22 protein-coding genes, 1 tRNA gene and 1 rRNA gene are annotated in these 21,604 nt (G+C 50.9%); 11 read left to right on the top strand and 13 right to left on the bottom strand.

Annotated elements, in window-relative coordinates; genetic code table 11:
• Window positions 1–20: 20 nt before the first annotated feature.
• Window positions 21–136, top strand: a 5S ribosomal RNA gene (rrf, locus tag SK38_RS15535).
• 339 nt (window positions 137–475) lie between these two features.
• Window positions 476–2,197, top strand: a complete 1,722-nt coding sequence (locus SK38_RS15530; RefSeq protein WP_053069345.1) for a SulP family inorganic anion transporter — start codon at window positions 476–478, stop codon at window positions 2,195–2,197.
• A gap of 198 nt (window positions 2,198–2,395) precedes the next feature.
• Here SK38_RS15530 and SK38_RS15525 read toward each other — a convergent pair whose 3' ends face one another.
• Window positions 2,396–4,057, bottom strand: coding sequence for a fatty acid--CoA ligase (locus tag SK38_RS15525; RefSeq protein WP_048236311.1), 1,662 nt, complete (start codon window positions 4,055–4,057; stop codon window positions 2,396–2,398).
• Between the two features lie 49 nt (window positions 4,058–4,106).
• On the opposite strand from SK38_RS15525, the gene SK38_RS15520 reads away from it, so the two are divergent.
• Complete coding sequence (locus SK38_RS15520) at window positions 4,107–4,424, top strand: helix-turn-helix transcriptional regulator (protein WP_048236310.1); 318 nt, start codon at window positions 4,107–4,109, stop codon at window positions 4,422–4,424.
• Between the two features lie 82 nt (window positions 4,425–4,506).
• On the opposite strand, the gene SK38_RS15515 is transcribed toward SK38_RS15520, so the two are convergent.
• The 6 genes from SK38_RS15515 to aspA form a co-directional block, all read right to left on the bottom strand.
• Window positions 4,507–4,582: transfer RNA gene (locus SK38_RS15515), tRNA-Phe, on the bottom strand.
• A gap of 152 nt (window positions 4,583–4,734) precedes the next feature.
• Window positions 4,735–5,310 (bottom strand): transcriptional regulator, encoded by a 576-nt coding sequence (locus SK38_RS15510; protein WP_008785982.1) that lies wholly within the window; start codon window positions 5,308–5,310, stop codon window positions 4,735–4,737.
• 36 nt (window positions 5,311–5,346) lie between these two features.
• Window positions 5,347–7,056, bottom strand: coding sequence for a protein-disulfide reductase DsbD (locus tag SK38_RS15505; RefSeq protein ID WP_048236308.1), 1,710 nt, complete (start codon window positions 7,054–7,056; stop codon window positions 5,347–5,349).
• A complete protein-coding gene (gene cutA, locus SK38_RS15500; protein ID WP_048236306.1) occupies window positions 7,032–7,379 on the bottom strand; it encodes a divalent cation tolerance protein CutA in 348 nt (115 codons plus the stop codon). Before cutA ends, SK38_RS15505 begins: the two co-directional genes overlap by 25 nt.
• 128 nt (window positions 7,380–7,507) lie before the next feature.
• Window positions 7,508–8,809, bottom strand: a complete 1,302-nt coding sequence (dcuA, locus tag SK38_RS15495; RefSeq protein WP_003830670.1) for an anaerobic C4-dicarboxylate transporter DcuA — start codon at window positions 8,807–8,809, stop codon at window positions 7,508–7,510.
• Between the two features lie 115 nt (window positions 8,810–8,924).
• Window positions 8,925–10,361 carry an aspartate ammonia-lyase gene (gene aspA / locus SK38_RS15490; RefSeq protein ID WP_048215096.1) on the bottom strand — a complete coding sequence of 479 codons (1,437 nt, stop codon included), beginning with the start codon at window positions 10,359–10,361 and terminating at the stop codon, window positions 8,925–8,927.
• Window positions 10,362–10,699: 338 nt separating this feature from the next.
• On the opposite strand from aspA, the gene SK38_RS15485 reads away from it, so the two are divergent.
• The gene (locus SK38_RS15485; protein ID WP_003025457.1) at window positions 10,700–11,176 is read left to right on the top strand and encodes an FxsA family protein; all 477 of its coding nucleotides are present in this window, start codon (window positions 10,700–10,702) and stop codon (window positions 11,174–11,176) included.
• A 49-nt stretch (window positions 11,177–11,225) separates the two neighbouring features.
• Here SK38_RS15485 and yjeH read toward each other — a convergent pair whose 3' ends face one another.
• A complete protein-coding gene (yjeH, locus tag SK38_RS15480; RefSeq protein WP_008785985.1) occupies window positions 11,226–12,491 on the bottom strand; it encodes an L-methionine/branched-chain amino acid transporter in 1,266 nt (421 codons plus the stop codon).
• A gap of 275 nt (window positions 12,492–12,766) precedes the next feature.
• On the opposite strand from yjeH, the gene SK38_RS15475 reads away from it, so the two are divergent.
• The 3 genes from SK38_RS15475 to SK38_RS15465 all read left to right on the top strand — a co-directional run bounded on the left by SK38_RS15475 (window position 12,767) and on the right by SK38_RS15465 (window position 15,353).
• Window positions 12,767–13,060: a co-chaperone GroES gene (locus SK38_RS15475; RefSeq protein WP_000027827.1), complete on the top strand. Its 294-nt coding sequence runs from the start codon at window positions 12,767–12,769 to the stop codon at window positions 13,058–13,060.
• Between the two features lie 43 nt (window positions 13,061–13,103).
• Window positions 13,104–14,747 (top strand): chaperonin GroEL, encoded by a 1,644-nt coding sequence (groL, locus tag SK38_RS15470; protein ID WP_048236304.1) that lies wholly within the window; start codon window positions 13,104–13,106, stop codon window positions 14,745–14,747.
• Window positions 14,748–14,999: 252 nt separating this feature from the next.
• Entirely contained in the window at window positions 15,000–15,353 is a 354-nt protein-coding gene (locus SK38_RS15465) for a DUF4156 domain-containing protein (RefSeq protein WP_003025468.1), read from the top strand.
• An 88-nt stretch (window positions 15,354–15,441) separates the two neighbouring features.
• Here SK38_RS15465 and yjeJ read toward each other — a convergent pair whose 3' ends face one another.
• Entirely contained in the window at window positions 15,442–16,305 is an 864-nt protein-coding gene (gene yjeJ / locus SK38_RS15460) for a YjeJ family protein (RefSeq protein WP_048236302.1), read from the bottom strand.
• A 183-nt stretch (window positions 16,306–16,488) separates the two neighbouring features.
• Window positions 16,489–17,517, bottom strand: a complete 1,029-nt coding sequence (gene epmB / locus SK38_RS15455; protein ID WP_048236301.1) for an EF-P beta-lysylation protein EpmB — start codon at window positions 17,515–17,517, stop codon at window positions 16,489–16,491.
• A gap of 41 nt (window positions 17,518–17,558) precedes the next feature.
• On the opposite strand from epmB, the gene efp reads away from it, so the two are divergent.
• The 3 genes from efp to ecnB all read left to right on the top strand — a co-directional run bounded on the left by efp (window position 17,559) and on the right by ecnB (window position 18,571).
• Window positions 17,559–18,125, top strand: coding sequence for an elongation factor P (efp, locus tag SK38_RS15450; RefSeq protein WP_003025478.1), 567 nt, complete (start codon window positions 17,559–17,561; stop codon window positions 18,123–18,125).
• A 57-nt stretch (window positions 18,126–18,182) separates the two neighbouring features.
• On the top strand, window positions 18,183–18,317 hold the full coding sequence (gene ecnA, locus SK38_RS15445) for a lipoprotein antitoxin entericidin A (RefSeq protein ID WP_048236299.1): 135 nt from the start codon (window positions 18,183–18,185) through the stop codon (window positions 18,315–18,317).
• A gap of 107 nt (window positions 18,318–18,424) precedes the next feature.
• On the top strand, window positions 18,425–18,571 hold the full coding sequence (ecnB, locus tag SK38_RS15440; RefSeq protein ID WP_003025482.1) for a lipoprotein toxin entericidin B: 147 nt from the start codon (window positions 18,425–18,427) through the stop codon (window positions 18,569–18,571).
• Window positions 18,572–18,607: 36 nt separating this feature from the next.
• Here the strand turns inward: ecnB and SK38_RS15435 are convergent, their stop codons facing one another.
• Window positions 18,608–19,207, bottom strand: a complete 600-nt coding sequence (locus tag SK38_RS15435) for a LuxR C-terminal-related transcriptional regulator (RefSeq protein ID WP_048236298.1) — start codon at window positions 19,205–19,207, stop codon at window positions 18,608–18,610.
• Window positions 19,208–19,463: 256 nt separating this feature from the next.
• On the opposite strand from SK38_RS15435, the gene sugE reads away from it, so the two are divergent.
• Window positions 19,464–19,781, top strand: coding sequence for a quaternary ammonium compound efflux SMR transporter SugE (gene sugE / locus SK38_RS15430; protein WP_000118520.1), 318 nt, complete (start codon window positions 19,464–19,466; stop codon window positions 19,779–19,781).
• On the opposite strand, the gene SK38_RS15425 is transcribed toward sugE, so the two are convergent.
• Both SK38_RS15425 and blaCMY read right to left on the bottom strand, forming a co-directional pair.
• Window positions 19,778–20,311 (bottom strand): lipocalin family protein, encoded by a 534-nt coding sequence (locus SK38_RS15425; RefSeq protein WP_001221666.1) that lies wholly within the window; start codon window positions 20,309–20,311, stop codon window positions 19,778–19,780. The genes sugE and SK38_RS15425 overlap by 4 nt on opposite strands.
• 93 nt (window positions 20,312–20,404) lie before the next feature.
• The gene (gene blaCMY / locus SK38_RS15420; RefSeq protein WP_048236297.1) at window positions 20,405–21,550 is read right to left on the bottom strand and encodes a CMY-2 family class C beta-lactamase; all 1,146 of its coding nucleotides are present in this window, start codon (window positions 21,548–21,550) and stop codon (window positions 20,405–20,407) included.
• Window positions 21,551–21,604: the final 54 nt, after the last annotated feature.

Below are 21,604 nucleotides of genomic sequence, written 5' to 3'. Positions count from 1 at the left end.
GTGTTGATAAACAGAATTTGCCTGGCGGCTGTAGCGCGGTGGTCCCACCTGACCCCATGCCGAACTCAGAAGTGAAACGCCGTAGCGCCGATGGTAGTGTGGGGTCTCCCCATGCGAGAGTAGGGAACTGCCAGGCATTAATTAAAGTGAAGAAGCCCATCTTGACGGATGGGCTTTTTTGCGTCTGTGCGGGATGAAAACCGCCGGATGCGGCGTGCCGCCTTATCCGGCCTACAAAAGCCCGTCAGTGAATGCGTTTCAGTAGGCCTGATAAGCGCAGCGCATCAGGCACATCACAACACCGCACCATCGGGTGCAAAGCAATATCCAAAACCTCCATAACACAAGCCTTCCTGCGGTATATGCGGTAAACCCCCAATCTGAATTTTCTGTATTACCTCCCGAAAATATCAGGATCGCCTGCGACAGTTACGTGTACCTTTATCTATAAGTAAGGGTCTATCCGGAGAATAAAGTGTTCGGAAAAATGGTATTAAACTACATGCCGGGGCTAAAAAATTTATTAGCGTACGATAAAAGCTGGCTAAAACAAGATGTTAAAGCCGGGTTATCCGTTGCTGCCGTAGCACTACCGGTTGCGATTGCTTACGCTGAGTTGGCGGGAGTCGGGGCTATCGTCGGGTTATATTCCTGCGTTTTGCCAATGTTAGCTTATGCGCTGTTTGGTTCTTCCCGCCAATTGATTGTTGGCCCTGATGCCACGACCTGCGCGGTAATTGCAGCCGTTGTAGTTCCTCTTTCTGCCGGAAACCCAGAACTTCACTGGCAGTTGACAATTGTCATGACTGTGATGATGGGGGGATGGTGCCTGCTTGCCAGTAAATTTCGCCTGGGCGCGCTTGCTGACTTGCTTTCGCATCCTATTCTAACGGGCCTGCTTAACGGGGTTGCCGTGACGATTATTGTCGGGCAACTCGGTAAGGTGTTGGGGATTACGCTTGATGAAGAGCAAGTGATTGAGAAGATCATTGCCCTGCCTGGCCGACTCTCAGAAATTCATTTATTAACCTTAGGGATCTCCATCCTAACGTTAGTGATTTTAATAGCTATCAAAACGTTTCGTAGCCAATGGCCAGCACCATTAATTGCTATTGTGATAACAACGGCGCTGGTATGGATTACATCTGCGCAGCAGTATGGGATTGCCACTATTGGGGGATCGGGCTTTCAGTCTGGTTTGCCCGTCGTTCACTGGGGCTCGTTTCAGCCTGGTCTGGCGCGTGATTTATTGATCCCTGCGCTGAACCTGGCGTTAGTCAGTTTTGTTAGCCTGATGCTAACCGCTCGCAGTTTTGCCGCGAAAAACGGATACGAAATAAATGCTGATGCTGAGTTCAGGGCTTTGGGTATCGCGAATCTAATGTCTGGTTTATCTCAGGGGTTTGCGATTAGCGGAGCCGATTCCCGGACTGCGGTAAATGATTCCTCTGGAGGGAAAAGCCAGCTTGTTTCCGTTGTTGCTGCCTTAATCATCGGAATCGTCGTGGTATTTTTCACGCAGCCATTACAATTTATTCCGGTATCTGCATTAGGCATTGTTCTAATTTATGCATCGTGGTCATTAATTGATTTACGCGGACTCTGGAACCTGAGGCGAAGAAATAAACCCGCATTTCGCCTGGCGTTCTTCACCTTTGGCTGTGTTCTGATTATTGGGGTTATTCAGGGGATTGGCCTTGCGGTATTGTTGGGTCTGTTGCAGTTCCTGCGCACAGTTTTCCGTCCTACTGAACACTTATTGGGAATTGACGAAAATGGGATGATTCACTCATTAGGTAATACAACCGATGTGAAAATGATCCCTGGCGTGTTGATGTACCGGTTTAACTCACCGCTGACCTATTTTAATGTGGCCTATTTTAAGCGCCGCGTTTTGAATTTAGTCGATGGTGCAGTACTACAACCTAAATGGGTGGTCATTGACGCCGTTTCTTGCTTTACCTATTCAGATATCAGCGTCCTGGCAACCATTAATGAGTTAAAACGGGACCTGAAGGGGCGGAAGATTAAGTTAATTCTTGCGGGCCGGAAAACGGAGTTAACACGCTGGTTTAAGGAGAGTCGACCGACAATGAAAGATGACGACATGATTCTGGCACCAGACCTTTATTTGGCGCTCCGGTTCATTCAAAGCAAAGAAAGCATGAGTGAGGATGAATCTGGCGTTGTTGAATAAAGCAGATTTAGGTAAATGATCAGGCTGGATGGAAGGTGCCTGTAGCGATGAACATGCCCAGACACCCATTTGCTAAAGGGCGATCAGCATCCGCGCGGGGACGGTGAGATCCCCGGCAGAGCATTGATACCGACATGCTACCTGAAATATAAGCAGTGTGACTGTTGTTAACCTTACGCTATGAATGCGACAGATCGCTTAAATGCTTTCCTTCCCATTGCTGGCTTCGAGCTCGCGGATCAAGCGCTTGTTGATCTTGCCGACGCTGGTTTTGGGAATTTCTGGGACTATCCTTATCTGTCGTGGGATCGCCCATTTAGTGATGTGGCCGCGGTCGACGAATCCTTGTAGATGTGCCGCTATGGCCTGCGGCTCCAGGTCTTCTCCTTCCTTGCAAACCACCAGAGCCAGGGGGCGTTCGCCCCACTGTTCATCAGGTATCCCGACGACGGCTACCGACCTGACCGCCGCGTGTGAGCTGATGAGGCTCTCCAGCTCCAGCGTGCTTATCCACTCACCGCCCGTCTTGATTACGTCTTTGATGCGATCCTTGATTTCCACTATCCCAAGGGGATCGATAGAGGCAATGTCGCCGGTATGCAGCCAACTGCCATTCCATAGCTCAGCTCCTTTCTCGGGTTCCTTCAGGTAGCCCTGAGTCAGCCAAGGGGCTCGCACCACTATTTCACCCATGGCTTCGCCGTCGTGCACTACCTCCCGACCTTCGCCATCGACGATACGCAGATCCACCAACGGAACAGGCAGGCCGGTTCGAATCCGCAAGGGTAACTGCTCATCCATGGGAAGGGCCAGCTCGGCATCGCTTAAGTGGGTCATACAGAGCAGGGGACAGGTTTCAGACATACCATAGCCAGCGTGAATGTGTATGCCCTTATGGTGGGCCTGTGTCGCCAGTCCAAGGGACAGTGAACTGCCACCCAGCAACATCTTCCATCCCGACAGATCGGTCCGTGTGGCTTCGTCGCACTCGAGGATCATTTGCAAGATGGTTGGCACACAGTGCGAGAAGGTTACACCCTCATCGTGATAGAACCGCACCAGCTTGTTGGGTTCGTAACGACCGGGGTAGACCTGCTTCACACCCAGCATTGTTGCGACATAGGGAGCGCCCCAGGCGTGCATGTGAAACATAGGAGTGATCGGCATGTAGACATCGTTCGATCGTAGCAGCGACTGTCCCTCGTGGGCTGCCAGGAGGCCCAGCTCATTGAGCGTGTGCAGGACCAGCTGACGATGGCTGAAGTAGACCCCCTTGGGATTGCCCGTGGTTCCAGTGGTGTAGAACAAGGTCGCTACCGAGTTTTCATCGAAGTCGGGGAAGTCAAAGCGATTTCCCGCTGCGGCCAGCAGGGTCTCATATTCCCCCAGCACCGGCAGGCTGGTTGCCTTCGATTCTTCGTCGCTAAGCTGGATGTATCCCCGGACAGTGGTCAGTGTCTCTGCCAGTGACTCGACAACCGGCAAGAAGTCGTCGTGCACCAGTACCAGGTTGTCCTCGGCATGATTCATGGTGTAAGCGATTTGGTCCGCCGAGAAGCGGACGTTCACCGTGTGTAGCACGGCACCAATCATAGGCACCGCGAAGAAGCACTCGAGGGCGCGATGGCTGTCCCAATCTAAGAGGGCGACGGTGTCTCCAGGCATGACACCGGCCGCTGTCAGCATGTTTGCCAGGCGATGGATGCGCTGTTTGAGGGTGCGATAGTCGTAACGCAGCTTGTCGGCGTAGACGATTTCTCGCTCGGGATGAGAACGCCCACCCGACAGCAGCAAGCTCTTGATCAGCAACGGATAGGCATGGGCTCCCTGCGCTGACTGTATGACTCTTGTTTTCACCATCCAGGTTCCTCGTTGACTCATTATTTGCTCGGTATGATGGCAATTGTAGATGAAGGTTGGTATTTACTCCCTGGCGTTTGCTTCAGATGTCGAGGCGGCGCACCAACTCCAGCCCGTGGGGATGAATGTGCGTACCCTACAACGCCATCTGGAAGAGGGGGGGACCTTCAGCGAGCTTATCAATGAAGTGCGGCGCGACCTGGCGCTCCCGCAACAGTATTGTGCCCAAGGTTGTTCAGATAAATTACTCAAATTTAGCCTACGGTTAAGCACGCCAGACAAAGAGGTGTGCCTGATACCGCTATATTTTTTGCAGTACCATCGTGGTTCCAGTGAAAGGTTTAACTGTCGTGATGAGGTGGGGTAGGAGTTTCTGTGGTCAGAACGATAAGAAATCTCGCGGAGCCCATAAAGCAAAAAACCCGCCATAGGCGGGTTCTTCTAAATAGTGGTGCCCGGACTCGGAATCGAACCAAGGACACGGGGATTTTCAATCCCCTGCTCTACCGACTGAGCTATCCGGGCAACGGGGCGCATTAAACCGTATTCACGTCTGTCAGTCAATCAAATTTCTGGAAACATTGTTCAACCGCTTAATATTGCGGCAATCTGCATGGTTATGCCTGAAGTTTGCACAAATATTTCCGACAGAGGCGACGAAAACAGATAATGCTCGCTTAGGTCAGCGCACCGCCCATTCGGCACTGGGCAAAGCGCAGGATATCTTCAGCCAGGCGGTGTGCCGTTTCGACATCAGCATGGCTACGATTAACCAGCATGCGGCTCAGGCAGCCTTCCAGCACCAGTTCCATCTGTTTGGCGACCATTGCCGGGTCGTCAACTTCCAGCGTCGTCAGCAGCTCATGGGTGAAGTCATGTGCCGCCTTTTTTTGCTGATCGGCTAACTGATGGATCGGATGCCCGGGATCGGGGTAAAACGTACAGGCGGCGATGAACAGACAGCCGGGATAGCGATTATTGCTCACGCATTCGGACAGCGCAGTGTAGCGCGCCAGTAATTTCTGCTCAGCGCTCAGTGTGTCATCCAGCAAAAGCTGACGCCGCCAGATATCCACCCGCTGGCTGAGGTAACGTAGCGCATCGTACAGAATGGCCTCTTTATCGGGCCAAAAGCGCTGCAGTTCATCCAGAGGATAATCGATGCGTTCGGCCACCATTTCCAGCGTGGTATTGGCTATCCCTTGCACCTCAAGTAATTTCAGGGCTTCTCCCAGGACATCTTCACGTTGCACGGTATTCTCCTCCGTATTTCCTGTTGCAAGTGTCGCTCACGGTTGGCGATCGCGCAAATGTGCGCTGAAGGTCGCGGCATCCATAAAGCCCGTAACCCGAGCTTCCGGGTGCTCTTTCCCCTCGGCATCAAAGAACAAGATAGTCGGCAAACCTAAAACCTGTAGATGTTTCAGGAGAGCGACATCCTGGGCATTGTTTGCTGTCACATCCGCCTGCAATAGCACCGTGTTGCCTAGCGCTTGCTGAACCTGCGGATTACTGAACGTGTACTTTTCAAATTCCTTACAGGCTACACACCAGTCGGCATACAGATCCAGCATGACTGGCCTGCCTTTAGCTTGCGCCAGTGCTTGATTTAACGCATCTACCGATGCCACCGGCGTGAAGTTAAGATGTGCCTGGGTTTGAGCATGTGGCGCGCCGAACGCCCAGTCTTGCAATGGACGCACACTTACCAGTGCTGCGGCTAACAGGACAATCTGCACGATACGCATCCAGGCGTGCTTTGCCTGTAGACTGGTGATGAACGCCCAGCCAAAGAACGCGACGCCTAGCAGTGACCATAAGCGAACTCCCCACTTGTCGCCAACGATACGTTCGAGTAAGAAGATGGGAAGCGCCAGAATGACAAAGCCAAAAGCGGTTTTGACATGTTCCATCCATGGGCCACTTTTAGGCAGCAGGCGGTTGCCAAATACGGTAATCAGCATCAGGGGTAATCCCATCCCCAACGCATACAGATACAGTGTGCCGCCTCCCAGCCACATATTTCCGCTCTGAGCGATATATAGCAAAATCGCGCTTAGCGGGGCCGTTGTGCAAGGAGAACAGATGAGGCCAGCAATCGCCCCCATCGCAAAGACGCTGCCGGGAGATCCGCCTTGCTGGCGGTTACTCATTAGCGTGAGGCGCGTTTGCAGCGATGAGGGCAGTTGCAGCGTGAACAGGCCAAACATCGACAGAGCCAGCAGCGTAAAGATGACGGCAAGGCCAATCAGGACGTAGGGATGCTGAAGCGCAGCCTGGAACTGCAAACCGGCGGCTGCAACAACCAAACCCAGCGCGGTATAGGTGATCGCCATCCCTTGAACGTAGATAAACGTCAGCAACAGTGCCCGTCCGGTTGATAAGCGCTGCTTGCCACCCAGTACGATACCGGAAATCAACGGATACATCGGCAGTACGCAAGGCGTAAACGCGATACCAATTCCGATCAGCAATGCCCACAGTGCGGAGAAGGGGAGTTGTGCCGTGGGCTGCGGTTTTTCTTGCGGATCTGCAGTGGCTGGGGCTGGCGTAGGGGCCGCCGCGGAACCAGCAGACACTTCACTTAATGGCACCGTTTTTGTTTCTGGTGGATAGCAAAATCCGGCGTCGGCGCAGCCCTGGTATGTGATCGTTAATGTTGCGCCAGACTTAGCCTGATTGACCGTGATCGGGACAGTCAGCTGTTTACGGTAAATCTCGCTTTTGCCGTAAAACTCATCTTCATGCCAGACGCCTGGCGGCAATTTTACCTCAGCAATATCGGCCTGAGATGGCGTAATGCTTATCTGTTTGCGATACAGATAGTAGCCATCTTTAACCTGCCATGTGAGGTTCAGATCGTGTTGGTTTTGCTGAAAATCAAAAACAAACGCCCGATCGGTAGGAACAAACTGCGAGCGGCCAGGCGCGTCAAATAATCCGGCAAAGGTAGATGTGCTGCACAGCAGCAGGATCAGCGTAAGGATGCGTTGAGCCATGAGCGGTAATCAAAGTCTCCGTGAGTGACGGGTAAAACCAGAAGTTCAGGCGTTTGATACGGATGATGTGACTTCAGGCAATCGAGAAGGGCTTGCTGGTGTGCGACGGTGGTTTTTAAAATCATTTGGACTTCATATTCCTGTTCCAGTTTGCCTTCCCAATAGTAGAGGGAGGTCGCACCGGGTAGCAGGGTCACGCAAGCAGCCAGCTTTTCCGCCAGCACTTTGGCGGCGAGATCCTGGGCGGTTGCTTCATCCGGGGCGGTACAGAGCACCACAACGGTATCGGGGATGGAAATATCCTGACTCTTTACATCAAGCATAAACACCTCGAAAGAACAGAGTAACCAGCAAAAGAATGGTCACTATACAACGGACGAGGGAAGGATGTTAGTTAAAGCGGGGTGGGGAGGAGGAACTGCAGGGCGCCCAGGCACCCTGCAGGAAAAACTTACAGCATGAAGCTGCCCAGCAAGAAGCCGAAGCAGACAGCCAGAACCACACCCAGAGTACCCGGGATGAAGAATGGATGGTTAAAGACGAATTTACCAATGCGAGTTGTACCGGTGTCATCCATCTGAACTGCCGCAACCAGAGTTGGGTAGGTTGGCAGAATGAACAGGCCAGAAACCGCGGCGAAAGACGCAACAGCAGTCAGTGGGGAAACGTTCAGAGCCAGAGCCATCGGCATCAGTGCTTTAGCGGTTGCAGCCTGAGAGTACAGCAGTGCAGAAGCAAAGAAGAAGATGACAGCCAGCAGCCACGGATGACCCTGAATTACGCTACCTGCAGTATCTTTGATCCAGTCAATGTTGTGAGATACGAAGGTATCACCCAGCCATGCAACACCCAGGATACAAATACAGGCGCTCATACCGGCTTTGAAAGTGCTGGAGTTCAGGATGGAGTCAGTTTCAACGCGGCAGATGATCGTGGTCAGCGTCGCGATGCTCAGCATGATGATCAGGATTGCGTTGGTGGTGTTCATCAGCGGCTTAGCGACCAGACCCAGGCTTGGGCTGTTGACGATCGCATATACGACGACACAAACCACGCCCAGCAGGAACAACCAAACAGAAGTTTTTGCGCCCGCTTTGATTTCAACTTGTCTTTCACCACGCAGTTCAACCAGGCCTTCTTCCAGACGCTTACGATAAATCGGATCGTCAGACAGTTTGGAGTTGAACAGCGCAGTTACCAGGAAGGACATGACCAGAACAGCCAGCAGGGTGGACGGAATGACCACGGACAGCAGGTGAATGTAGCTGATGCCATGACCTTCCATTACGGAAGACATGTAAACCACGGCTGCGGAGATTGGAGAAGCCGTAATCGCAATCTGTGCAGAAACCACTGCAGTAGAGAGCGGACGGCAAGGTTTGATCCCTTGTTCTTTCGCAACTTCAGCGATAACTGGCAGCGTTGCCAGAGAGATGTTGCCGGTACCTGCGAAGATAGTCAGGAAATAGGTCACGATAGGTGCAAGGATCGTGATGTATTTCGGGTTTTTACGCAGCAGTTTTTCAGTTTGATGAACCAGATAGTCCAGACCACCTGCAATCTGCATAGCTGAAATGGCAGCGATAACCGCCATGATGATGGAAATAACATCGAACGGGATATTACCGGGTTTTACGCCGATAGCGGCGAGAACCAGAACACCCAGCCCACCTGCAAATCCAATACCGATACCCCCAAGTCTGGCACCTAAAAAGATTGCCAGCAAAACGATGATAAGTTCTAAAACTATCATATTAGCCTTCCTTGTTGTTTAACAAGTTGATATTAAATTGTTGTTTTTAAGTAACTTCGAGTAAGAAAAAAGGCACGTCATCATGACGTGCCTTCTCCGGTACTACCCTACACGATTACTGTTCGCTTTCATCAGTATAACGTTTTGCTTTATAAGCAGGGTGCATCAGGTTCTGTGCAGAGAAGATATCGTCCAGTTCAGACTCGGTCAACAGACCGCGCTCCAGGACAACTTCACGTACGCTCTTACCGGTTTCGGCACAAATTTTACCGACGATGTCGCCGTTGTGGTGACCAATGAACGGGTTGAGGTAAGTAACGATGCCGATGGAGTTGAATACAAACGCTTCACAGACTTCTTTGTTAGCAGTGATACCACTAACGCATTTTTCCAGCAGGTTGTAGCAAGCATTGCTCAGAATGTGAATGGATTCAAACATTGCCTGACCAATGACCGGCTCCATTACGTTCAGCTGCAGCTGACCAGCTTCAGATGCCATGGTTACAGTGATGTCGTTACCGATGACTTTGAAGCACACCTGGTTTACGACTTCCGGAACAACCGGGTTCACTTTAGCTGGCATGATAGAAGAACCAGCCTGCAGTTCCGGCAGGTTGATCTCGTTCAGACCCGCACGCGGACCAGAGGAGAGTAAACGCAGGTCGTTACAGATTTTGGACATCTTCACAGCCAGACGTTTCAGTGCGCCGTGCACCATAACGTATGCGCCACAGTCAGAAGTTGCTTCAATCAGGTCTTCTGCAGGAACACAGGCGAAGCCGGTGACTTCAGCCAGTTTCTGTACTGCCAGCGGAGAGTACTCTTTCGGCGTGTTCAGACCAGTACCGATTGCTGTCGCGCCGAGGTTAACTTCCAGCAGCAGCTCAGCGGTACGGCTAATGTTTTTCACTTCTTCTTTCAACAGTACGCTAAAAGCATGGAATTCCTGACCGAGGGTCATCGGTACAGCATCCTGCAGCTGGGTACGACCCATTTTCAGGATGTCCTGGAATTCAACAGCTTTTTTCTCGAAGCCTTCGCGCAGCTGGTTCAGTGCATCAATCAGTTTGATGATGGATGCGTATACAGCGATACGGAAGCCAGTTGGGTATGCGTCGTTGGTAGACTGACATTTGTTAACGTGGTCGTTCGGGTTCAGGTACTGATATTCACCTTTCTGGTGACCCATCAGTTCCAGACCGATATTGGCCAGAACTTCGTTGGTGTTCATGTTGACGGAGGTACCCGCACCACCCTGGTAAACGTCTACCGGGAACTGATCCATGCATTTTCCGTTATTCAGGACTTCATCACACGCCGCGATGATGGCATTTGCCACACTCTTAGGAATGGTTTGCAGCTCTTTGTTGGCCATAGCCGCTGCCTTTTTAACCATTACCATACCGCGAACAAATTCAGGAATATCGCTGATTTTGTTGTTGCTAATGTAGAAGTTTTCAATCGCTCTCAGAGTGTGGACACCGTAGTAGGCGTCCGCTGGAACTTCCCTGGTACCCAACAAGTCTTCTTCGATACGAATGTTGTTTAACATGTGAACCTTCTTTTTCAAGCTGCCAATGATTTGACTAAACACACAGGATATATGTGATTTCGATTGTTTCTCGACCGACGATTATCCCCTGCATCGGTCTGATACCCGAGATCATATGCTGGTTCAGGATTTCTACCGTAATCTGGATCACTTAAAGCGTGGAATTTACCCCTTATTTATTATTCTGTGAAATGGATCACCCCTTTGTGATTAACCCCAAATATTAGTGTACAAGCCACTTGAAATTTTGCTAACCACCACAATATCAAATCGATGCGATTAACATAATTTTTCGAACAGAAGTTGAACAAAACGGCTGTTATTAACAGGAGATCCCTTTGCGCTGGATACCATTACTTGCCATTTTTCTCTATGTTTACATAGAGATATCTATTTTTATTCAGGTTGCCCATGTGATGGGTGTCCTGATGACGCTGATTTTGGTTATTTTTACATCGGTTATCGGTATGTCTCTGGTTCGTAATCAGGGATTTAAGAACTTTTTACTGATGCAACAGAAAATGGCGGCAGGTGAAAGTCCGGCTGCAGAAATGATCAAAAGCGTATCGCTGATTATTGCCGGTCTGCTGTTGGTGCTGCCCGGATTTTTCACCGATTTCCTCGGTCTTCTTCTTTTATTACCCCCGGTGCAAAAACATCTGACGATGAAACTGCTGCCACATTTGCGTTTTTCGCGTATGCCTGGCGGTGGTTTTAGCGCCGGAACGGGTGGCGGTGAGACTTTTGATGGTGAATTTCAGCGCAAGGATGACAAGCGCGACAGCATCGAACATAAAGACGATCGTCGGGATTAAGCATCAGTATGTAGGCCGGATAAGCATTAGCGTCATCCGGCAAAAGAGTTTATAGGCCGGATGATGGCGTCAACGTTGCCTTATCCGGCCTGCGGGGTAAAAACAGCCAAAGTCCTGCCAGCATAATCAACGCGTATAGACTCTTCCAGCCGACCATCGCCAGTAGCAGTAGGCACAGCAGACCGCCAATGACCGCCAGTACGCGATAATGCCCTTTCAGTAATCGACAACCTGCCAGCATGCACAGCAAATAAATCATAATAAAGATGCCGTTGGCGTAGACGATTAACGCATCGAGATTGATTTGCAGCATATAGATGCACAGAGTACTGATTACGCAGCAGCCCAATACGGCGTTTAGCGCATTGCGCGGAAGGTGTCGGGGGGACAGACGAGCCAGATAACTCTCCGGCTTATACTGCGCTTGTGACCAGACCAGCCGGGCGAAGCTTTGTATATAAATGTTGAGGCTGGCAAAACAGGCCAGATAACCAATGATGCAGGCGACCCACAGAGCTTGTACGCCAAACAGTTGCACGACGATCTCTGGCAGCGACGCTGCGGCCGCCATTTGCTCGCCGTAGGCACCAAAATGGAGAACGACAACGGTGCATGCCCAATAAACAGACCCTGCCAGCAGCAGGCCGATCATCAGTGCGCGTGGGAAGTCTCGCTCCGGATTTTTGAATTCAGACGCCAGGTGAGCAAACGCTTCAAGGCCGACAAAGCACCAGAACATGACCGACAACGCGGCGAACAGGCCGGGAAGCTCAATATCGGTAATCGCAGGGAAGGGGATTTCGCCAGGTGTCAGATCGCCCGCCCACCAGATAGCAACAATCAGGGCAACAATCAATCCTGCAATGACCGTTTGTAGATTCGCGCTGGAGCTTGCGCCGCGAGAGCCGATGTACCAAACCAATGCCAGCGTACCGAGCTCAGCCAGCAAAAGCTGCTCGTCATGCCAGCCAAACATCGCCTGACCGAATCCGGCGGCGATATGCAATGCCGCAGGCAAACCGACAGGAATGACCGACAAAAATAGCCATCCGGTGACGCGCTCCAGGCGTGAACCAAAGGCCATGCCGACAAAATGCGCCACACCGCCTGCGCTGGGAAAATGACGACCCAGTACGGCGAAGACAATCGCCACAGGAAAGACCAAAACAATCAGCACCGGCCATGCCCACAGGCTGTTGTTGCCCGCAACCAGTGCGGCCAGCGCGGGGACGGCAAAAACGCCTGTACCTAACAATGATGTCGACAACAGGCCAACGCCCTGAGCCAGTCCCAGCTCTTGTTTCAGTCCGCTCATAAGTTGTTATCCGGTTATGCCCATTGACCGGGCTACAGCGCAGATTTTTGATGGTATCACAATCAGATTTGCTTATGACGACGTGACTGAAATCGTTATGAAATGTGAGGTGCGTCGGCGTTTTGACGGGATTTTCTGCTGATAAAAAATTTTTTTCGCTTGCCCCCTTGAAGGCACAAAACCCCATCCCCATCTCTCTGGTCACTAGCCGGGAAACCGTTTACGGGCCGGCGTCACCCATAACTGATAAAGACTTTCTCAAAGGAGAGCTATCAATGAGTATTCGTCCGTTACATGATCGTGTGATCGTCAAACGTAAAGAAGTTGAATCCAAATCTGCTGGCGGCATCGTACTGACCGGTTCTGCAGCAGGTAAATCAACTCGTGGCGAAATCATCGCTGTCGGTAAGGGTCGCATCCTGGACAACGGTACCGTACAGCCGCTGGACGTGAAAGTCGGCGATATCGTTATTTTCAACGATGGCTACGGTGTTAAATCTGAGAAGATCGACAATGAAGAAGTGTTGATCATGTCTGAAAGCGACATCCTGGCGATTGTTGAAGCCTAATCCGCGAACGACACTGAACATACGAATTTAAGGGAAAGAGAAAATGGCAGCTAAAGACGTAAAATTCGGTAACGACGCTCGTGTGAAAATGCTGCGCGGCGTAAACGTACTGGCAGATGCAGTGAAAGTTACCCTCGGTCCAAAAGGCCGTAACGTAGTTCTGGATAAATCTTTCGGTGCACCGACCATCACTAAAGATGGTGTTTCCGTAGCACGTGAAATCGAACTGGAAGACAAGTTCGAAAACATGGGTGCGCAGATGGTGAAAGAAGTTGCCTCTAAAGCGAACGACGCTGCAGGTGACGGTACCACCACCGCAACCGTACTGGCTCAGTCCATCATCACTGAAGGTCTGAAAGCCGTTGCTGCGGGCATGAACCCGATGGATCTGAAACGTGGTATCGACAAAGCTGTCGCTGCTGCTGTTGAAGAACTGAAAGCACTGTCCGTACCGTGCTCCGACTCTAAAGCTATTGCTCAGGTTGGTACCATCTCCGCTAACTCCGACGAAACCGTAGGTAAACTGATCGCTGAAGCGATGGACAAAGTCGGTAAAGAAGGCGTGATCACCGTTGAAGACGGTACCGGTCTGCAGGACGAACTGGACGTGGTTGAAGGTATGCAGTTCGACCGTGGCTACCTGTCTCCTTACTTCATCAACAAGCCGGAAACTGGCGCAGTAGAACTGGAAAGCCCGTTCATCCTGCTGGCTGACAAGAAAATCTCCAACATCCGCGAAATGCTGCCGGTTCTGGAAGCTGTAGCGAAAGCAGGCAAACCGCTGCTGATCATCGCTGAAGATGTTGAAGGCGAAGCGCTGGCAACTCTGGTTGTTAACACCATGCGCGGTATCGTGAAAGTCGCTGCGGTTAAAGCACCTGGCTTCGGCGATCGTCGTAAAGCAATGCTGCAGGATATCGCTACCCTGACCGGTGGTACCGTTATCTCTGAAGAGATCGGTATGGAGCTGGAAAAAGCAACTCTGGAAGATCTGGGTCAGGCGAAACGCGTTGTTATCAACAAAGATACCACCACCATCATTGATGGCGTGGGCGACGAAGCTGCAATCCAGGGTCGCGTGACTCAGATTCGTCAGCAGATCGAAGAAGCAACTTCTGACTATGACCGTGAAAAACTGCAGGAGCGCGTAGCGAAACTGGCAGGCGGCGTTGCGGTTATCAAAGTTGGTGCTGCGACTGAAGTTGAAATGAAAGAGAAGAAAGCCCGCGTTGAAGATGCCCTGCACGCTACCCGTGCTGCTGTAGAAGAAGGCGTGGTTGCTGGTGGTGGTGTTGCGCTGATTCGCGTAGCGTCTAAAATTGCCGGCCTGAAAGGTCAGAACGAAGACCAGAACGTAGGTATCAAAGTTGCGCTGCGCGCAATGGAAGCTCCGCTGCGTCAAATCGTTCTGAACTGCGGCGAAGAGCCGTCTGTAGTGGCTAACACCGTAAAAGCGGGTGACGGTAACTACGGTTACAACGCTGCAACTGAAGAATACGGCAACATGATCGACATGGGTATCCTGGATCCAACCAAAGTAACTCGTTCTGCTCTGCAGTACGCGGCTTCTGTTGCGGGTCTGATGATCACCACCGAGTGCATGGTTACCGACCTGCCGAAAGGCGATGCGCCTGACTTAGGTGCTGCCGGTATGGGTGGCATGGGTGGAATGGGCGGCATGATGTAATTGCCTACACCCTGCATCCTTCAGGCCGCAGATGCGTTGGCTGCGTTTGCTAACCCCAGTCACTTACTTGAGTAAGCTCCTGGGGATTAACAAACTGGCCGCCTTCCTGCAACCAGAATGATTTGGGTGCTCATCTCCCAGAATTGAGAAACCCTCGGGCAGAAATGTCTGGGGGTTTTTCTTTTGGTCATCTTTTTAGTATATGATTCAGCTACGGACATAACGTCCAACTAATTGATTATGGGGAATGACATGCACGTGAAATATTTAGCAGGGATCGTTGGTGCCGCGCTACTGATGGCGGGTTGTAGCTCCAGCAATGAACTGAGTTCAGCCGGGCAAAGCGTACGTTTTGTTGAAGACAAGCCTGGCGCAGAGTGCCAATTGATAGGCACTGCAACCGGTAAGCAAAGCAACTGGCTTTCAGGCCAGCACGGCGAAGAGGGCGGCTCAATGCGTGGCGCAGCAAACGATCTGCGTAATCAGGCTGCGGCAATGGGCGGTAACGTGATTTATGGCGTCAGCAGCCCATCGCAGGGAATGCTGTCCAGCTTTGTTCCTACCGCCAGTGAGATGATTGGACAGGTTTATAAGTGCCCTAATTGAGAACTGCTGCTGATGCCGGATGGCGACGCTAAAGCGTCTTATCCGGCCTACGGTACGAATGATCGTAGGCCTGATAAGCGCAGCGCCATCAGGCATTCTGAGTCTTATGCGCAGACTGAACGCGTAAATGATGCAATGCGCGCAGGCACTGATCCTGATTGAGCTTTTGCGTCTTATCACCCGTCAACGTTCTGACAAACACCTGGCACGGTACACCGGCAAGTTTTTTCAGCCGCGGGCTGAAGTCGAGAAGACGGCGAGTAATGGCTTCGGCTTCTTTGCTACCGGAAAGGGCGCGAGTTTTCACGACCGAACCACAGAACTGGGCTTTTCCTTTATCATCTGTATAGCGGTAAATAATCGCCAGATAATGATTAAACAGGTTATGTTTCCATTCGGGTTGTGTATAAGAGTCGTATTCCAGATTGTCGTTTTGCTGACAATCAACATCGTACAGCGGCAGGAAATCCAGCAGCGATGTTATTCGTAGCGTGAGTTCTCTCATGCCAGCATTATTTATTGCGTGAATAATTGCATGCGCCAACACCTGAATCTGTAATTCATTAACCAGTAATTCGCATGTTTGTCCGTCATGTAACGTCAGAGAAAATGTTAAATTCTCGCCTTTGTCATCCACTAACATCAGCGAATTTATGCGACGGTTAATATCCGCATTTTTTAGTTCATCTTCCTGAATTGACGGGATATTCTCGTGCATTTTTTTGCTGGCTTTATCACATGCCTTTTCATATTGTATACGCTCGTCTTTGTTTAGCTGAGAAATAGCGTACAGCCGGCTCTCCAGCGCAATAAGCAGGTCTCTAAGTCCAAGTGGAGAGAGAAAAAAGAGTGATTCCTTGTTTCTTGGTTCTTTTATTTTTAATGCCATGGCAACAAATTCATTCTTTTGGCGAATAATGCCAGTATTAACGCCCTTAATACTTATAGCCATAAAAGGTTCTCCCTAACCATATATTTATTAATATTCTGCATTTGAAACTATTGATAAAATTTACGAATGAATGATTGAACTGCGCTAATTAAAATAGCACAGATTAAAAGCGAGGCTCCACTTGTGGGGATTTAAATAATAAGTAATCGTGGTGAGTGTCCGGAATCGGACACTCAGTAATAGCTATTGTTGACGTAACTGCAGATCCAGCGGTGTTTTACTTGGCTCTCCACCAATTTCACGCGCCAGTTTGGGGACCATATAGCCGGAAACTAGCGTCAGAAGCTCACGCATAATGCGACGCGCTTCATCGTCGCTGACCATAAAGTGTGCGGCACCCTGCACTTTATCCAGCACGTGCAGGTAATAGGGCATCACACCGGCATCAAACAGTGCGTTGCTAAGGTTAGCCAGGGTTTGCGCGTTATCGTTCACGCCACGCAGCAATACGCTTTGGTTGAGTAACGTAACGCCCGCGGCGCGCAGACTGCTCATCGCCTGGCGAAACGTCTGATCAATTTCATTGGCATGGTTAATGTGATTGACCAGCAGAATCTGCAAGGAGGAGTGCGCAAAGCGCTCGACCAGTCCTTCTGTAATGCGCGCCGGGATCACTATCGGCAAACGGCTGTGAATACGCAGACGCTTAATGTGCGGGATAGCTTCCAGTTGCGTGAGCAACCAGTCCAGTTCGTGGTCCTTGGCCATTAACGGATCGCCACCAGAGAAGATGATTTCATCCAGCTCAGGGTGCGCGTTAATGTAGTCGAGGGCGACCTGCCAGTTGCGCTTATTGCCCTGATTTTCGGCGTATGGGAAATGCCGGCGGAAGCAATAGCGACAATTTACCGCGCAACCGCCTTTAACCAGCAGCAGTGCCCGATTGCGATATTTATGCAGCAGACCGGGAACCACGCTGTGCTGTTCTTCCAGTGGGTCGGTTGAGTAGCCTGGCGCGGCCACAAACTCTTCCTGGGCAGTCAGTACCTGACGTAAAAGCGGATCGTCCGGGTTGCCTTTCTCCATGCGGGCAATAAACGCACGCGGCACGCGCAGGGCGAAAAGCCGTCTCGCGTCGCGTCCGGCCAACAGTTTTTCATCTGCATCTATGTTCAAAAGATGCAGAAGTTCATCGGGATCGGTCACAACATCGGCAAGTTGCGATAACCAATCTTCTCTGGATGGGGTATTTAGGGTTACAATATGCGCCATTTTGTGGCTTAGCTACCAGTTAACAATTTTCAGAGGGCCTTATGGCAACGTACTATAGCAACGATTTTCGTGCTGGTCTTAAAATCATGTTGGACGGCGAACCTTATGCGGTTGAAGCCAGCGAATTCGTTAAACCAGGTAAAGGCCAGGCGTTTGCGCGCGTTAAGCTGCGTCGCCTGCTGACCGGTACTCGCGTAGAGAAAACCTTCAAGTCTACTGACTCCGCTGAAGGCGCAGACGTAGCCGACATGAACCTGACCTTCCTGTATAGCGACGGTGAGTTCTGGCACTTTATGAATAACACCACTTTCGAACAGCTGGCTGCAGACGAGAAAGCGGTAGGCGATAACGCTAAATGGCTGCTGGACCAGGCTGAATGCATCGTGACCCTGTGGAACGGTCAGCCGATCTCCGTAACTCCGCCGAACTTCGTTGAGCTGGAAGTTGTTGAAACCGACCCAGGTCTGAAAGGCGATACCGCTGGTACTGGCGGCAAACCGGCTACCCTGTCTACCGGCGCAGTTGTTAAAGTTCCGCTGTTCGTACAGATCGGCGAAGTGATCAAAGTGGATACCCGCTCCGGCGAATACGTTTCTCGCGTAAAATAAGTTTTCCATTTGATCTTATGGCGCAGGTTGCTGCGCCATACTTTTTCCAGGGCAGGAATGATGAAACGTCTTCTCGGTCTTGTAATGCTACTCCTTTTCACCAGCACCCTCATGACGGGATGCAATACCGCGCGCGGCTTCGGTGAAGACATCAAACATCTTGGCAATTCAATTTCTCACGCCGCCAGCTAATCCTTTCATATAGTCTTAAAAACGGTTGTTTATCCATCACACTCCCGGATCTTGTCTATTATTAAGTAGCTATACACAAACAATATTGGCTAGAAAAGGAAGACGTTATGGTTAAGAAGACAATTGCTGCGATCTTTTCTGTGTTGGTACTTTCTTCCGTTTTAACCGCGTGTAATACCACACGAGGCGTAGGACAGGATATCTCTGAAGGCGGTAGCGCAATCTCTGGTGCAGCGACAAAAGCTCAGCAATAGCAATAATGAAGAACGGTACGACGTCGTGTCGTACCGTTAATCACCCTTCCTTGGGAGTGACAGGAACGGCGAGAAGCGGTTCCCCAGGTGCAGTTTCATACGGATATTCCGCTTATAGGTGTAGACCGTTTTGCCATGAATGCTGAGCGCGGCGGCAATGGCATTGTTACTCACACCATCCATCCACATTGATAATACTTTCTCCTCTTGCGGCGTAAGCAAAGGCGTGGCGTTTTTGGCTATTTCTAATGCGGGGCGAACCTGAAGCGCTTCCTGAATTGTGTGGGAGAGTGTGTTCAGCGTGGTGTGCTTGGTCAAGACCGAATGGGCTACGGATTGAGAGGGCACGATGGGGGCATGCTGTCTGTCTGCTGATTGCAGTAAAATCAGTGGGATGACGCCACAACTCATAAAAAAAGGTTTAATTGGCGGACTGGAGTGCGTCTCGCTAATAAAACTGTATAAATCCGCGATCACCAGATGCGGTTTCCATTGCAAAATATGCTCTTTTGCTAACAGGAGATTATTGATTCCTGATACCAGAAATGAGGAGCTGAACCTGCCAGAATGATTAAGCAAGGCCTCTATCCCTGTGCGGGTAAAGTGGCACCGGTCAATCACTAAAATTTTAAGCATAAACGTTTCGCATTCAGAAGAGGGGCAATCGACTTTCTGGTTTCAGAAAGCCCTTCATCATAGAGAACTCCGATGAGTGCCAAATGCGGGAACTACGCCGCTAATTATGCTTAATTCTTGCTTTTAGCAGGCAGTGAATAAAAAGGTTGAAATTCATTTTCTTCCGGGCAAAAATGCCATTTCACACATCAGCTTTGCAGGACGACCTGCAAACGCTTCATTCACCGGGGACGGCCCCATAGTTCTGGAGCCTGATATGTCCTGGATCGTTTTATTAATTGCAGGTTTGCTCGAAGTCGTATGGGCGATTGGCCTGAAATACACCCACGGTTTTACGCGTCTTACGCCAAGCATTATCACTATTGCGGCGATGATCGTCAGCATCGCCATGCTCTCCTGGGCAATGCGCACGTTGCCTGTTGGAACAGCTTATGCGGTCTGGACCGGTATTGGTGCTGTTGGGGCGGCCATTACAGGGATTTTGCTGCTGGGTGAGTCTGCCAGCCCGGCACGTTTGCTGAGCCTTGGGCTGATCGTTGCTGGTATTATTGGTCTGAAGCTGAGCACTCACTAAGCGCCAGGCTGTTTCACCCAAATCAGTTTATTCACTTCAAACCCTTCCCGGGTCGCGATGGCTAACATTTGCTGTTTCATTTCATCTGAAATAGTAGGGGTCCGTGAAAGGATCCACAGGTAGTCGCGATCCGGACCACAAACCAGCGCGTGACGATATTCCCGGTCGAGTGCAATTACGTTATACCCGCCATAGAAGGGGCCGAAAAAAGAAACTTTAAGCGCGGCTCTGCTTGGGTCGCCGGTGAAATAGGCTTTCCCTTCCGTTTTCTGCCACATCTCCCTGTCAGGGTTATAGCCCTTGTTAATAACGTTGATCCCGCCGTCGTCGCGCAAGCTGTATGTTGCGGTCACTTTATCCAACCCGCGCTCGAAACGATGGTCGAAGCGTGCAATTTCATACCAGGTTCCCAGATAGCGTTTGGCATCAAAGTTATTTACCACGGTAACGCCTTTCGGCGGTGTCGGGGAGCTACACGCGACAACCAGGAATGCAGCCGTAACTGCAGCAACGACGGGCAAAATGCGCATGGGATTTTCCTTGCTGTATTTTTGTTAAGTGTAGATGACAACAGGAAAAAAAGAGAAAGAAAGGAGGCCCAATATCCTGGGCCTCATCGTTAGTTATTGCAGCTTTTCAAGAATGCGCCAGGCCGCCTCGACACGGACAGGGTTAGGATAGCTTTTGTTTGCCAGCATCACGATGCCAAGGTTTTTTTCTGGAATGAAGGCTACGTAGCTGCCAAATCCTCCAGTGGATCCCGTTTTATGCACCCATGAGGCTTTCACTGCGGGGGCGGGCGGGTTTACCTCAACGGCGGGAAGCGCTGCCAATGCCACTTTGCTGTCGCTACCGTTGATGATCGAATCAGCTTTCAGCGGCCAGTTCAGCATCTCCCATCCTAATCCCTGGTACATATCGCCAATACGCCAGTAGCGAGACTGCGCAAGCGCAATGCCCTGCTGGAGCGTTTTCTCCTGAACGCGGCTGGCGTCCATGTTGACCTGAACCCAGCGTGCCATATCGGTAACGTTGGATTTCACGCCATAGGCTTCGGCATCAAGTTGTCCCGGAGAAACGTGTACAGGCTTCCCTTCGCGATAGCCCCAGGCATAATCTTTTTGTTCGCTTTGCGGAACTGTAATCCAGGTATGCGCCAGTTTTAATGGCTGCAGGACGCGTCTGGTCATTGCCTCTTCGTAGCTCATACCTGAGGGTTTCACCGCCAGCGCACCAAACAGACCAATGCTGGAGTTAGCGTAAAGACGCTTAGCGCCCGGAGTCCATTGCGGCTGCCAGTTTTGATAAAAACGCAGTAATGCGGCTTTATCTGTAACGTCATCGGGGATCTGCAGCGGTAGGCCGCCTGCCGTATAGGTGGCTAAGTGCAGCAGGCTGATACCCTGCCACTGTTTGCCTGTCAGTTCTGGCCAGTATTTCGTGACCGGATCGCTGAGCTTAATTTCGCCGCGGGCGATAGCATCGCCGCCCAACACGCCGTTAAACGTCTTACTGACCGACCCTAGCTCAAACAGAGTTTGCTGCGTGACTGGGTGGTTATTGGCGATATCGGCTTTACCCCAGGTGAAATAATAGGGTTTTCCCTGGTAGATAACGGCAACGGCCATACCCGGAATAGCCTGCTCCTGCATCAACGGGGTGATGGTGCGATTAACGATATCGGCAATCTGTTGTTCTGTTTTGGCGGCGGCAAACGTGGAGAATGAGACTGTCAGCAGCAGAGCGCAGCATAACGATTTTTTCATCATGAAATCAGTTCCGTAATTAAAAGCAAAAGGGTGTCCGGGCCCGTCAGACGCAAT

This window comes from Citrobacter sp. MGH110, from assembly GCF_001037515.1.
Taxonomy (GTDB): Bacteria; Pseudomonadota; Gammaproteobacteria; order Enterobacterales; family Enterobacteriaceae; genus Citrobacter; species Citrobacter portucalensis.
Note: the sequence above shows the minus strand (reverse complement) of the source record. Positions and strands in the feature narration are given on the sequence as shown.